The organism is Rahnella sp. 1L-D-7-B-C2 (assembly GCF_057290995.1).
Genome location: NZ_JBXAVQ010000005.1, coordinates 300,303 through 313,171 on the forward strand (window position 1 = coordinate 300,303; position 12,869 = coordinate 313,171).

At 49.1% G+C, this 12,869-nt stretch carries 17 protein-coding genes and 3 tRNA genes; 15 read left to right on the forward strand and 5 right to left on the reverse strand.

From position 1 onward, the window contains the following. Positions 1-42 precede the first annotated feature (42 nt). The 5 genes from pgsA to wzz(fepE) all read left to right on the forward strand — a co-directional run bounded on the left by pgsA (position 43) and on the right by wzz(fepE) (position 2,553). Positions 43-591 (forward strand): CDP-diacylglycerol--glycerol-3-phosphate 3-phosphatidyltransferase, encoded by a 549-nt coding sequence (gene pgsA / locus AC0Z7K_RS11555; RefSeq protein ID WP_112167227.1) that lies wholly within the window; start codon positions 43-45, stop codon positions 589-591. 147 nt (positions 592-738) lie between these two features. Continuing rightward, positions 739-814: transfer RNA gene (locus AC0Z7K_RS11560), tRNA-Gly, on the forward strand. 58 nt (positions 815-872) lie between these two features. Next, positions 873-946: transfer RNA gene (locus tag AC0Z7K_RS11565), tRNA-Cys, on the forward strand. Between the two features lie 11 nt (positions 947-957). After that, positions 958-1,043 (forward strand) — tRNA-Leu (locus tag AC0Z7K_RS11570). 388 nt (positions 1,044-1,431) lie between these two features. Next, positions 1,432-2,553, forward strand: a complete 1,122-nt coding sequence (gene wzz(fepE) / locus AC0Z7K_RS11575; protein WP_485614505.1) for an LPS O-antigen length regulator Wzz(fepE) — start codon at positions 1,432-1,434, stop codon at positions 2,551-2,553. A gap of 195 nt (positions 2,554-2,748) precedes the next feature. Here the strand turns inward: wzz(fepE) and AC0Z7K_RS11580 are convergent, their stop codons facing one another. Continuing rightward, positions 2,749-3,015: a hypothetical protein gene (locus tag AC0Z7K_RS11580; RefSeq protein WP_112167230.1), complete on the reverse strand. Its 267-nt coding sequence runs from the start codon at positions 3,013-3,015 to the stop codon at positions 2,749-2,751. Between the two features lie 226 nt (positions 3,016-3,241). On the opposite strand from AC0Z7K_RS11580, the gene AC0Z7K_RS11585 reads away from it, so the two are divergent. Both AC0Z7K_RS11585 and deoR read left to right on the forward strand, forming a co-directional pair. Next, positions 3,242-3,901 (forward strand): metallophosphoesterase, encoded by a 660-nt coding sequence (locus AC0Z7K_RS11585; RefSeq protein WP_485614508.1) that lies wholly within the window; start codon positions 3,242-3,244, stop codon positions 3,899-3,901. An 82-nt stretch (positions 3,902-3,983) separates the two neighbouring features. Then, entirely contained in the window at positions 3,984-4,748 is a 765-nt protein-coding gene (gene deoR, locus AC0Z7K_RS11590) for a DNA-binding transcriptional repressor DeoR (protein WP_485614510.1), read from the forward strand. A 6-nt stretch (positions 4,749-4,754) separates the two neighbouring features. On the opposite strand, the gene AC0Z7K_RS11595 is transcribed toward deoR, so the two are convergent. Further along, positions 4,755-5,231, reverse strand: coding sequence for a GyrI-like domain-containing protein (locus AC0Z7K_RS11595; RefSeq protein ID WP_413529444.1), 477 nt, complete (start codon positions 5,229-5,231; stop codon positions 4,755-4,757). Between the two features lie 184 nt (positions 5,232-5,415). On the opposite strand from AC0Z7K_RS11595, the gene AC0Z7K_RS11600 reads away from it, so the two are divergent. The 3 genes from AC0Z7K_RS11600 (at position 5,416) to AC0Z7K_RS11610 (ending at position 6,634) form a co-directional block, all read left to right on the forward strand. After that, positions 5,416-5,922, forward strand: a complete 507-nt coding sequence (locus tag AC0Z7K_RS11600) for a YlaC family protein (RefSeq protein ID WP_485614512.1) — start codon at positions 5,416-5,418, stop codon at positions 5,920-5,922. Between the two features lie 138 nt (positions 5,923-6,060). Beyond that, entirely contained in the window at positions 6,061-6,336 is a 276-nt protein-coding gene (locus tag AC0Z7K_RS11605) for a hypothetical protein (protein ID WP_485614514.1), read from the forward strand. Between the two features lie 34 nt (positions 6,337-6,370). Further along, positions 6,371-6,634, forward strand: a complete 264-nt coding sequence (locus AC0Z7K_RS11610; protein WP_244207707.1) for a hypothetical protein — start codon at positions 6,371-6,373, stop codon at positions 6,632-6,634. A gap of 60 nt (positions 6,635-6,694) precedes the next feature. Here AC0Z7K_RS11610 and AC0Z7K_RS11615 read toward each other — a convergent pair whose 3' ends face one another. After that, positions 6,695-6,907: a YccJ family protein gene (locus tag AC0Z7K_RS11615; protein ID WP_056778653.1), complete on the reverse strand. Its 213-nt coding sequence runs from the start codon at positions 6,905-6,907 to the stop codon at positions 6,695-6,697. 225 nt (positions 6,908-7,132) lie between these two features. On the opposite strand from AC0Z7K_RS11615, the gene AC0Z7K_RS11620 reads away from it, so the two are divergent. The 3 genes from AC0Z7K_RS11620 (at position 7,133) to AC0Z7K_RS11630 (ending at position 8,526) form a co-directional block, all read left to right on the forward strand. After that, entirely contained in the window at positions 7,133-7,264 is a 132-nt protein-coding gene (locus AC0Z7K_RS11620) for a hypothetical protein (protein ID WP_485614515.1), read from the forward strand. A gap of 252 nt (positions 7,265-7,516) precedes the next feature. Further along, positions 7,517-7,861 carry a DUF2502 domain-containing protein gene (locus tag AC0Z7K_RS11625; protein WP_413529447.1) on the forward strand — a complete coding sequence of 115 codons (345 nt, stop codon included), beginning with the start codon at positions 7,517-7,519 and terminating at the stop codon, positions 7,859-7,861. 404 nt (positions 7,862-8,265) lie between these two features. Beyond that, positions 8,266-8,526: a hypothetical protein gene (locus AC0Z7K_RS11630; RefSeq protein WP_413529448.1), complete on the forward strand. Its 261-nt coding sequence runs from the start codon at positions 8,266-8,268 to the stop codon at positions 8,524-8,526. A gap of 63 nt (positions 8,527-8,589) precedes the next feature. Here the strand turns inward: AC0Z7K_RS11630 and AC0Z7K_RS11635 are convergent, their stop codons facing one another. Continuing rightward, on the reverse strand, positions 8,590-9,036 hold the full coding sequence (locus tag AC0Z7K_RS11635) for a universal stress protein (protein WP_485614517.1): 447 nt from the start codon (positions 9,034-9,036) through the stop codon (positions 8,590-8,592). After that, a complete protein-coding gene (locus AC0Z7K_RS11640) occupies positions 9,029-9,829 on the reverse strand; it encodes an IclR family transcriptional regulator (RefSeq protein WP_485614519.1) in 801 nt (266 codons plus the stop codon). The genes AC0Z7K_RS11635 and AC0Z7K_RS11640 overlap by 8 nt, the downstream gene beginning before the upstream one ends. 254 nt (positions 9,830-10,083) lie before the next feature. On the opposite strand from AC0Z7K_RS11640, the gene AC0Z7K_RS11645 reads away from it, so the two are divergent. Together AC0Z7K_RS11645 and AC0Z7K_RS11650 are read left to right on the forward strand one after the other, a co-directional pair. Continuing rightward, positions 10,084-11,694, forward strand: coding sequence for an MFS transporter (locus AC0Z7K_RS11645; RefSeq protein WP_485614521.1), 1,611 nt, complete (start codon positions 10,084-10,086; stop codon positions 11,692-11,694). 58 nt (positions 11,695-11,752) lie between these two features. Next, positions 11,753-12,787, forward strand: coding sequence for an HlyD family secretion protein (locus tag AC0Z7K_RS11650; RefSeq protein ID WP_485614522.1), 1,035 nt, complete (start codon positions 11,753-11,755; stop codon positions 12,785-12,787). The last annotated feature ends 82 nt before the right edge of the window (positions 12,788-12,869 follow it).

Genomic DNA, 12,869 nt, shown 5'->3' on the forward strand with positions numbered 1-12,869 from the left:
CATACTCATAATATCCAAACTGGACAAACAGTTACCTTCGCTATGCAATTTAATATACCGACGTGCCTTACCCTGTTCCGCGTTGCACTGATCCCTTTCTTCGTGCTCGCCTTTTATCTGCCTTATCCATGGGCATCGATGGCTTGTGCGCTCATTTTCGTTTTTGCGGCAATGACTGACTGGCTGGATGGCTACTTAGCCCGTCGCCTGAAGCAAACGACGCGGTTCGGTGCGTTCCTTGATCCTGTGGCCGATAAGGTGATGGTGGCGATTGCCCTGGTGCTGGTCGCGGAGTACTTCCACTCCTGGTGGATAACATTACCGGCTGCCACTATGATCGCTCGTGAAATTATTATTTCTGCCCTGCGCGAGTGGATGGCTGAAATTGGTAAGCGAAGCAGCGTTGCCGTTTCCTGGATTGGTAAGGTCAAGACCACCGCGCAGATGTTATCTCTGGTCGCCTTATTGTGGCGTCCTGATAACATTGTTGTGGGTGTCGGTGTGGTAGCTCTTTACATCGCGGCAGTGCTGACTTTCTGGTCAATGTTCCAGTATTTGAACGCTGCACGCCACGATTTGCTGGAACCCTGATCAAACTGACGTAAAAAACGTCAAACGAGCGAAGGATCCAGATAATTTTATTGACTCATTCTCTCAGGTCAGTAGAATGCAACGCATCGGAAGGCAGACAGCAATGCGCCAGAAGATAGTTAAAAAAATCAGTACGTTCTGATTAAAGCGGGAATAGCTCAGTTGGTAGAGCACGACCTTGCCAAGGTCGGGGTCGCGAGTTCGAGTCTCGTTTCCCGCTCCAAATTTTCTTGAATTGATTTCTTAATCGGTTTAAGTGCAAGACAAGTAGTAAGATTTAAGGCGCGTTAACAAAGCGGTTATGTAGCGGATTGCAAATCCGCCTAGTCCGGTTCGACTCCGGAACGCGCCTCCAATTTTCCCGGAGCCCGGGTGGTGGAATCGGTAGACACAAGGGATTTAAAATCCCTCGGCCTTAGGCTGTACGAGTTCAAGTCTCGTCCCGGGTACCATGGGAAAATTAGCAGAATAATCAAAAGCAATAGTGTAGTAATGTCGTTATAGCCACCTTCGGGTGGTTTTTTTATGTCTGGAATTTGCTGCTTCCCCCCTTTCGAATCTTCTTGCCTCTTCAGTTGTGATGAAATTTTCCCAATTATCCATGACTTTTAATTAAATCATTTAGCTGGCTTTGTATAAGACTGTAAATCCATAAAATTTTCGTATATTATCCTCCTAAGAATAGTCTTAAAGAAGCGATATACCGGCAATCCTAAGGAAGCCAAATGCACAATACCATACAGCTTTCTCATTTATGGTAAGTGCTGAAGTCTCACGGGCTGGGCTGGATATTATGTGGGTGAATATAACGCCAGTACGAAATTGAAATGGAACATTCCAATGAGTAGCATGAATACCTTACCAAATGAACCAAGGGCACATCTCCCCGTTCTTGATAGTACCTTTGTAAAGCACGATGAAATTGATTTGTTTGAACTCTTATCTGTCATTTATAAAGCTAAGAAATTCATAATCTTAGTTACTCTCGCTTTTATCATCGCAGGAATTGGTGTCGGGGCTGTTTTACCTCAAAAATGGACTAGCAGCGCTGTAATTATTGCACCTGCGGCTTCTGAATTTATAGGGCTGGATGATCTCTTGGATCAGTTAAAGATTGCCGGTATCGATACGGGGGTTGATTCTACTTATCTGCTGGCGACTTACATGCGGTACTTTGATTCCCGCATTTTACGGGACAATTATTTGCAGCATTCCAGTTACTTTAAGATGCTGATGGCTAAGAATCCCGATGACGAGTCGCGCAAAAGACAACTTCTGGATTCCATCACCTCGAATAACATTACCACGTCCAGTAATGCTGATGATAAAGGACTCAGTTCCAAAGCGTATAATTACTTCCGACTAAATTTTTCAGCAGCAAAGCCTGAAGAAGCAAGAAATCTGCTTCAGGGATACATGGACTATGTTGAAAAATCTGTTCAGGGGTACGTTACATTTAAGATTAAGCGAGCAGTGACGCTGAAACTCCAAAACGAGCAGCAGCTTTACGATGTGGAAATTCAAAAAATCCAAAATGATCGCGATGTTCGTATCAACAAGATCAAATATGCTCTTTCAATTGCTCAAGCCGCAGGCGTGAAAAAGCCTGTCTACTCAAATGGCGCAACCATACTTGACGATCCTGACTATTCAATTTCGCTGGGTGCGGATGCACTCGCCGAAAAACTTAAAGTCGAAGAATCTATTAAAGACCCTCTCGACATAAGTACTGATTTACGCAACCGAAAGATGAATATCGATCTGTTACGCAATGTGAAATTGAATGATGTTGAGTTTAGGCCCTTTAAATATCTGCAAATGCCAGAAGTCCCATCCAAGAAAGATGAACCAAAGAAACTCATTATCCTGGTAATTTCGGGTATGTTGGGCATGATGGGGGCGATAGCTATGGTGCTGTTGCACCACATGTCAATCAATCGTCGCGAAAAACTTTCTCTCTGACATCGCAAAACGTTCACTTTGCATATAATAAAGGCCACCTCGAAGAGTGGCCTTTGTGCTTTAACAGCAACGCCAAATCATATCAGCAATGCAAAACGTACCTTTGCGGTAATTACCGGTCTGGTATGTGCTGATGTTCAGTGAAAGTGGCGGATAGAGTGCAGATTAAAACAGCCCCGAAGGGCGTTTTTAGGGCTAAATCTCGCCCGATGAATCTGTATTACTCAGTGCCCGGATCGATAAAGGCAGGTGGTAGTTCGGTTGGCTGGTGAAAAACGCCTGAAGGGCGACGCGTTTCTTCCGGTCTATCGAAATCTCTTCCATGGTTTTGCGGAAGATACTGTAACGGCCACAAGAAGTGCAGGTCACAGTAACAATTTTCGCCGACATATTTACCGACGTCTTATTCGTGTTTTGACACAACGGACACTCGTCTTGAGCGTTTACAACTGTAGAACTCATAAAACCTCCGGTTTTACTTAGAGCGTCCAGTAGTCTAGCACAAAAAGGCGGCAGTTACTTAATGATAAATAATTTATCAGTGGATTTCAGCCGCGACTACGTGTAGAGAAGCCTAAACTTCCTGAACGCACGGGGAAAACCTCAGTTTGCTCTTTGAACATCCTTCCTAACACTCCTCATCAGATACACTTAAGCTATTCACAGTCGCAATGGATCTCATCCAAATATGATTCCTGCTTTGTATAAACGTATTGATGGCAAAAACTACCGGCACATTTATATCGTGGGCGATCTACACGGGTGTATGGCCTTACTGGATGAGCAACTGAATAAAATCACTTTCGATCCCAGCCTCGATCTGTTGCTGTCAGTTGGCGATCTGGCCGATCGCGGACCCGACAGCGTCGGTTGCCTGAAACTCATCCGTCAGCCGTGGTTTCGCTGCGTGAGAGGCAACCATGAGCAAATGGCGATTGAAGCAGTGAACGAACTGAATATTCCGCGCTGGCTACGTAACGGTGGTGACTGGTTGTATGCGCTGGAAAGCGAAGCTCAGGAACAGGCGAAAGCACTGATTCTTGAGGCAGACAGTTTACCGCATGTTATTGAGCTGACGACCCGCGAAGGGAAACGTATCGTGGTGGCGCACGCTGACTACATTTCAGACGAGTATGCATTTGGAAAGCTATTGGACAGTTATGAAATTATCTGGAATCGTGATCGCGTGAATCAGGCGCTGGCCGGACGTTATCAGCCTGTCGCCGGTGCCGATGCCTTTTATTTCGGCCATACGCCGGTTGAAAAGGCGATGCAATTTGCTAATCAGCACTACATTGATACCGGCGCGGTATTCGGCGGTTATCTGACCTTACTTCAGTTGCAATAACATCAGACGGAGTGCGGGTTTGCGGTGAATTGCTGGCAAAGGTATAGTGACCGGCTGCGAACCGGAAAGCTGAGATAACATCATGGAAACTAAGCGTGAAGACAGGATCCAGCGTCTTTTGCTGGCGCTAAAAAAGACTGACAAAATCCACCTGAAAGAAGCGTCTTTACTGCTCGATGTTTCCGAAATGACTATCCGGCGTGATCTGAATGCAGAGCCTGCGCCAGTGATGCTGCTCGGCGGTTATATTGTGATGGATCCCAAGAATAATCCGGCGACGCACTATTTTGTCAGTGAGCAAAAAATGAGGCAGGTCGCTGAGAAACGCCAACTGGCCAAACATGCAGCCAGTCTGATCCTCGATAATGACACCGTCTTTTTCGATTGCGGTACTACCATGCCGTATGTGATTGAAAGTATACCAGAATCCAGAATTTTCACCGCAATCTGCTATTCGCTTAACACCTTTCTGGCACTTCAGGAAAAACCGCAGTGCGATGTCATCTTATGCGGCGGCGCATTTAAATCCAGCAACAGCATCTTCACGCCGATTGGTCGAAGCAGTGAACTCGATTTCATCCGCCCGGCAAAAGCGTTTATTTCTGCCGCAGGTGTCAGCATTGAACATGGGGTAACGTGCTTTAATTTCGATGAATTGCTGATGAAGCATCAGGCGATGGAGCGTTCAGCGCAATGTATTCTGGTGGCTGACAGCAGCAAGTTTGATCAGGTGCGACCGGCGGCAATCGCACCTTTAGCCCGTTTTAACACCCTGGTCAGCGATGCCAAACCGCCACAGGCTTATCTGGATTTTTGCCAGCAGGCTGACATTTCACTCAGCGTCTGACTCCCTTCAGCGGATTGCCGGGATCTTCTCCACCGACTGATAAAACACCACTTCCCAGATGCCGGTTTTTGAGCCATCACTCAGATAGTGCTCAAAGCAGGCTTTACCATCTGGCCGGTATTGATGACTGGCCAGCAGCTGGCTGTAAAACTCCCGCCAGGCTTGTTCAAAGTTTCCATCTGTTATGGTGGTGTGATACGCCGCATAGGTGCCCCCTGGCAGAGTTTGCAGCGCCAGCCCGTCAGCATCATCGAGAATGAAATTATCCGCGACACAAACCGAAGGATCGGCGCGCAGCGCTTCAGCGGGTGTGGTATCCGGGTTATCGTGAAACCACGTCAGCCATTCATTATGTGGCTGATGGTGTCGTGCGACCCATTTCGTCAGCTGCTGAAATCCGTTGTGGATTGACTCCTTATATGGCCCGACAACCCGGTAGCTCACCAGTTTTTTTGCCGGTCTTTCGACGATTAATAGTGCCACGATGATCTCCTTTTATCTGACATGAATTGAGAGAACTCTATGATGATAATACCAACGATATAGATGCTAGCTATAACAGTTACCCGTTTTGCAGCGTTTAACTGCTCTACGCGCTATAACAGTTGTCATGATAAAATAATATAATCAGATTGAATTATAGTCGTCACTGCAGCGAGGTTATGGGATGGACGTGATCAAAAATGTATTAAATAGTGAAATTGATCGTATCAACCGTCAGGAAGGCCGTGATGGCAGGGCACGCATTAACGTTGAGTTCTTTGTGAATCATCCGTGGCTATGCCTGGCGATGCTGATCGGCTATATTGCCGTCGGCGTCGTGATGTATGTATCGCCTTACATGGGCATTGGCTGGTTTATCGGTTTTACCGCTTTTCTGATCTTTATGTCAGCGATGCTTTTGTTAGAAATCAAGCCGGTATATCGCTATGAAGACATCGGTGTTCTGGATTTACGTGTCTGCTATAACGGCGAATGGTATTTCAGCCGTGAATTATCCCCTGAGGCCGTACAACAGATTCTGAGTGCCGATAGCGTAAGCAGTTGGGTGAAAAACCGCATAGAGTCGATTGTACGTCACAAAGGTTTTGTGGATTTTTACGATGTTTACGATCTGGCCCGCCTTGAGCACCAGCAACCGGCCGCGATGGACGCTGTACCGTTAGCGCACTAATTCCCCCTTCAATATGGCTTTCGGCCATGACGCCACCCCGCATGCTCTGATAAAATAGTGGCTGGACATACATTTCGTGAATGGGTCGTTCATCTACCGAACAAATCACAAGGTATGTAAGCCGCTGCAGGGGCCACTGTGGAACGAATCAAACTGACTATTCATCATCTGCACAAAATCGTTTCTGATGAAAAACAGGATGCGCAGGCTGTCGCCCGCATTTATGCTGGCGAAAAGTTGCTGCTGACTGAGACGATGACCGGGCAGGCTATCCATTTTGATCGCTACATTCACGTCGATAATGACACCGGTAAACCTTTACGGGTGGAATGGGACTGTGACGGAAGTGCAAAGATGTCAGTTTCCCGCGCAGAAGTTTGTCCTTGTTGCGGTGGCGACGCACTTCACGGGTAAGAAAACGCAGAGAGTAAAAGCAAAGCAGAGGTGAATGATGAAGTTTATCAACAACGAAGTTGAATACCGTAAATGGATAATGGATGAAATTTTCCAGGCGAGCGCGGTAGGCGAAACCTCTGAGTTTGCCGATCAGGAAGTGGATGATTTTATTTTCGATGCCAGGCCTGTGGCGTACCCGTGCGTGGCGGTGATGATCCAGACGCCGGGAGAGCCGGGTGTTTGCGAACCGCGTTTCGTCTACAAAGAACAGATATTTGATTGGGCGCACAAGATGGGCTTTGGCTTTGACAGCTAATTGTTGCAGCAACAATGAACGCCAGCCCTGAGTCTCGCTCAGGGCTTTCACAGGAAGCTTTTACACATTTTTCCTGTCGATTTTCTCTTCACCCCAGAACAGATGGTCTTCCTTGGTTTTTGCGAAGGCGATAGGCAGCACTTCATCATTGCCTTCTTCCCAAATTTTCTGAGCCAGAGTTTCATCATTTTTGGCCAGCTCGAAAATGGCTTCAGCGATTTCGTGAGAGGTTTCACGCGTGTTGGCCCAGGCTTTGATATTTGACGTCGTCATCCGGTTCTCCTCGTAACATTTCGCACAATAAGTTCGTAAAAGTGTCATCATGACACCCTCATAATCACTTTAACTATGGTTTCCATAAGTGGTTTATGCAAATCCTGCGGCTTTTCGTTCCAATATCAGAAGCAAGAAAAGCTTCTTCAGGGCACAAAAAAGGCGCCAGATGTTCGCCTGTGTCGTTTATACTAAAGTCGATTTTGAACAATTAAGGTGATGAGAATGAGCGACGATATTTTTGATTTTGACATTGATGCTGCACTGGTGTCCGCAGAAGAAAAAGCGGCTGAGAAAGTAGCAGCAGTGCCTGAAGCCGTTCAGGACGAAAGTGACTGTGAAGGCTGCAAAATCTGATTTTGCCCCAAAGTACAGTAAATAAAGAAACCGCTTCGGCGGTTTTTTTGTGTCTGACGTTTGAGGGATGTTAGCTTTATTTGTCTGAATCTCCTTTGCTGCCATAGCGTTGCAACGTATTACGTATAGCTGGTTTCTGACGCAAATGTAAGGATAGCGAAAGGACATTTTTTTTGGGATAAATTCCTATAGAACAGGAAGATAGCTGGCGGTAATTTGGCATCACCTGATAAGCAGGTCGTGAGGTTTCCAATGAAAAAACTGATTCTGATTCTCGCCGTTATGCTTTCCACTGTGCCCGCGCTGGCTCAGGCAAACGTCGAGCTGGGCGTAAATATGCCGGGCCTGTCACTGCACATCGGTGACCGCGATCCCCGCGGATATTATTGGGATGGGGGCGACTGGCGTCCGCCGGGTTGGTGGGATGAACATTACCGTGATGAAGGTCGGGGTCACTGGGTGTATTACGAGCCCGCTCCGCCGCCACCGCCGCGTTACTGGCATCATGAACACTGGCACGAAGGTCCGCCTCCCGGTTACTGGAGAGATGGCCCTCCGCGGCACTGGCGTGAAGGCCCGCCTCCGGGACGCTGGTAATCAAAGTGCAATAAGTTAGCTTACACATCGTCATAAAAATTTTGGGAACAGGGCTGGCAGTGGTGATGCGAAAGTATCCCCAATGTCAGTTCTGTTCCTTTTACTTTTATACTTTCTCGCCTGACCATTTCAGTCGTTATTAATTACAATAAAAAATGCAATAAAATAATGTATTCATTGAAATTATGAATTGAGTGGTTATTTCTAAATAATAATTAAATAAAGCCTGTAATCAGGTTTTTAAGACTGATTGCTGCTTGCTAACTGCGATATATATGTTAATTTTCTGTTATGTGAAATCAGCAATGGATGGCTCGAACGCAACGCGTGCCTGATCTCATATTCAGTCTTCATGGAAGTTTTTTATCAGGTGCGTTAGACATTATTTACTGTGAGCTAATCTTATGCACTTGATTAAAAACGATTTTGAATACCGTTCCTGGATGCTTGATGCCTATTTTCGACAGGACAATATCTTTGGTGACACGCTCCTGACCGATGAAGAAATGGATGATTTTCTTTTCGAATCGCGTCCACAAGAATACCCTTGCCTGGGAATGGTAACCCCCTCCAAAACCAATCCTTTAGACAGCGATATTGCTTTTTTCTACCGCAATAATATCAATGACTGGGCGACGTCTATGGGCCTTATTAAGAGTAAATAACCTTATTCTTCATATATTAATAAAGCGCCAGCAGGCGCTTTATTTGTTTTTAGCCCGGCGGAATTAATTTCCACGAACTTCAACTAACACCGGGCAGGGTGCGTGGGCGATGACTTCCGCGCTGACCGATCCTTTCATCATGCGACCAAAGACCGAGAGCTGACGATGGCCGATAACGATCACCGAGGCCTTAATTTTTTCGGCTTCTGCCACCAGTGCTTCGCCAGCAGCCCCGACGATGAGATTTCCTTTCGCGCGGATCCCCGCTTCATTCAGCGTTTTCAGTGCATTGCCGACCACGGCGCGGGCGGTATTTTGCTCTTCCTCCGCCGGTGGGTACTCCACGATTTCTCCTGGCACATCGCCGTTCTCTTCCAGTGCATAAGATTCATCAATACAACAGCTAACATACACCGTTGATGAATGGCCGTTCGCCAGTTGCCGGGCAAGATCGACGACGAATGGGGACTGCTTTGAGCCGTCTACGGCCAGCAAAATAACATCAAACACTTGCACTCCTGGGTTCGTTGTTCTGGCCGAGTTTACCGATTTCGCCAATCAGCGCGTTTTTACACTCGAGCAGCGCGTCACGGATTAAGGATTCTTTGCTTTCCCGGCGCGAGGTGGGGAAAAGCACTGAAACGGAGTAGCGACCCAAAATGGTGTCAATAGCAACGGCCAGCGTCGAGACGCCATCTACGGTCTCACCGTTCTCCATGGAGATGCCGCTTTCGCGGACCTCGGCGATTTTATTCAGCAGGGAATCCACCGTACGCACTGTCTGTTCGGTGGCGGGTTCAAGCACCTCGCCGACAATAATGCGGATCTCGTCATCTGTTTTAAGCGAGAGCAACGCGCGGCCGCCGGAGGTGCTGTAAATCGGCAAATTCAGGCCGACCCTCGGTACCACGCGCAATTCTCGTTCCGCCACGATGCTGTGAATATTGGCGATCTGGCGGCCACTGGCCCGCCCGAGAGAGACGGTTTCGTCCGTGGATTCACACAGCTGGCGAAGGAAAGGGGAGGCGATGGCGATCACATCGGTGTGTACCGTGGACACCAGCTTCAGCAGCGTCGGGCCTAGCCGGACGCCGCCGCTTCCCTCTGAACGCACCAAACCCTCTTCAGCCAGTGCCGCAACAATCCGTTGCACGGTCGATCGCGGCAGATCAACATCATTGGCGATTGCCCCAAGGCTCATTCCCTGAGGATGTTTCCCAAGCGCATTAAGAATGGATGCCGCACGCGAAATCACCTGGATACCACCGCTGCGTTCTTCGTCTCCTGCAATGTCGTGCGCCATCACTTCTCCTTGGTCACCGACGGGTGATCCTTAACGAAATCTATGCTGCCAATGTAATAGCTGGGCGGTCTAAAAACAATTTTTAATCACATTGCAATACAGTGCACCGTATTATAGTATTTGCTTGTGTATCACAATGTGGTGCAATGCATCGAAATAAAAGTGATACCGATCGTCATATTACGTTTTCCATCCGCATACCTGCCTTTTCACTCTCGCCGCACTGATAAGCGACGAAGTTAACGAGCGACAAGATGAATCATTCAGTCACAACGGCACCTGCCGCGAGCGGTGCTGCAATGCCCGTTCCGCCCCCTTTTAATCTGCGGCTGATTATTGGGCTGATCGGCGTATTGATTGCCTCACTGTGCTCCGGCCTGAACGATCGGGTAACGGATATTGCATTGGCCGATGTTCGCGGTGCGCTCAGTATCAGCAGTGACGAAGGATCATGGTTGATCGGTGTCTATCAGGCGGCGGAAGTGGCAGCGATGATGATCGCGCCGTGGTTTGCGATGACATTTTCACTGCGCCGTTTCACTTTGTTCGTCACTCTCGGATTTTTACTTCTGGCTGCGATCCTGCCTTTTGCACCCAATTTGCCGGTGTTTATCGCCTTGCGCACTGTTCAGGGGATCTTCGGCGGTGCTTTGCCACCTTTGCTGATGACCGCCGCGCTGCGCTTTATGCCGCCGCATTTCAAATTATATGGCCTGAGTGCATACGCGCTGACGGCCACCTTCGGCCCGAATATGGCGACGTCATTGGCAGCCATCTGGACCGATTACGTAGGCTGGCAGTGGGTGTTCTGGCAGGTTATCCCGCCTTGTTTGCTGGCTGTCATGATGGTCGGCTACGGTATTCCGCAGGATCCGTTGCGCTTTGAGCGTTTTAAGCAGATGGATAAGATCGGGATGCTGACCGGGTGCAGCGGTATTTCTCTGCTGGTGCTGTCCCTGCAACAAGGGGAGCGTCTGGACTGGTTTAACTCCCCGCTGATCACGATGATGTTTTTTGCTGCACTGGCGTTGCTGACAATTTTTCTGGCTAACGAATGGCATCATCCTTTGCCGTTATTCAAATTACAGATGCTCCGGCGGCACAATCTGGCTCACGGTTTAATCACGCTGTTTGCGCTGATGTTCCTTTTCTTATCCGGCTCTGCCTTACCGTCGAGCTATATGGAGCAGGTCGGCGGGTTCCGTGCGGTTCAGGTGGGGCCGCTGGCGCTGACGATTGGCCTGCCGCAACTATTGCTGGCACCGCTGGTGGCGTTTGTACTAACGATGCGCTGGATTGACAGCCGCTGGGTGCTGGCCTGCGGGCTGGGGCTGATTGGTTTTTCCTGCTACTGGGGCACGCACCTGACCAGTGCATGGGCACGTGACAACTTTTATCTGATTCAGATTATGCAGGCGTTCGGTCAGCCGATGGCAGTATTACCCATCCTGATGAGTGCGACCAGCGTGGTGCAGCCGCTGGAAGGGCCTTTTGCCTCGGCGATGTTTAATACCACGCGCGGTCTGGGCAGCGTGATGGGCAGCGCCATGCTGGGCGTTTTCGTCAGTCACCGCGAGCAGTTCCATTCCAATGTATTACTCAATCACGCAGGCAGTGTGAGCTATCTGCTGTCGCAGCCGAACGGGGGCGGCAGTAGTTTTCTCGTGCCGCTTAACAGCGATGGCTCACCGATTTCGACAGAAGTGATCACCCAGTTTTCCAGGCTGGTAAAAAAACAGGCACTGGTCCTTGGGCTGGCCGATACCTATCTGGTGATTGTCGGTCTGGCGCTGGGACTGATCGTGTTGGCCGCAGGTTTGCCTAAACGCACGTATCCGCCGCAGTCACTGGTTAACCGCAACTGAAGCACGCTTCACCTAAACAAATGCAAGCCACAACAAAAAAGAATGAGAGAAAAGAATCATGATAAAAACATCGCCTGTCCGCCTGAGCTGGCTGATTGCCGCCGTAGTGGTGATATCGCTGATTGTCATCGCCTTCTGGATTTTGACCGGGAGCACTAAGCCAGAAACCGATGATGCCTTTGTGTCCGCCGACTCTACTCTGGTGGCACCGCGCATTTCCGGCACTATTGCCGAGGTGTATGTGCGCGACAATCAGTCAGTTAAAGCCGGGGAGGTAATGGCTCGCATCGATGACCGGGATTATCGCAACGCCGTTCTGACGGCCGAAGCGAATCTGGAAACGGCCAATGCGCAAATGCTGAGCCTCACCGCGCAACTGGCGAAACAACAGCAAACCATTTTGCAGGCTCAGGCGCAGGTGAATGCCGACAGCGCGGGTATTTTGTACGCGCGTCAGAGCGCTGACCGCTACAAGCGTTTACTGCAAAACGGATCAGGCACCGCCGATGCGCGCGATGAATCGGATGCGAATCTGCGGGCCAAACTGGCTACGCAGCAAAGCGATATGGCAGCAGCACAGGCGGCTGAAAAACAGGTCGACGTGCTAAAAGCGGGGCAGGCCGAAGCAAAAGCTGCCATCGACTCAGCCACGACTGCGCTGGCGCAGGCAAAATTAAATCTTTCCTACACGGAAATTACGGCGCCCGTCGACGGTATTGTCGGGCAACGGTCGCTGCGCATCGGTGGTTATGTTAGCGCCGGCACGCGAGTTTTGGCTGTCGTTCCGCTACGGGATGCCTATATTTTGGCGAATTATCTTGAAACACAGTTAGGCCAGGTGAAACCCGATCAGGCTGTGGAGATCAAGGTCGATGCGCTGCCGGGGGTTGTGCTCAAAGGAAAAGTGGACAGCATTTCTCCCGCAACCGGCGCGACGTTTTCCCCGATCTCTGCGGATAACGCAACGGGCAATTACACTAAAGTGGTGCAACGTCTGGCAGTAAAAATCGTGCTTGATCCTGATCAGACCGATACGAATCGTCTTAAAGTGGGCATGTCCGTGATCCCCACTATCAATACCGCATCGCGATAAATCCAGTTTTCAGTCACTTAAATCGACACAAAAAGGCGACCATGCTTCATTGCATGGTCGCCTTTTTAACGTGCTGTGGAGT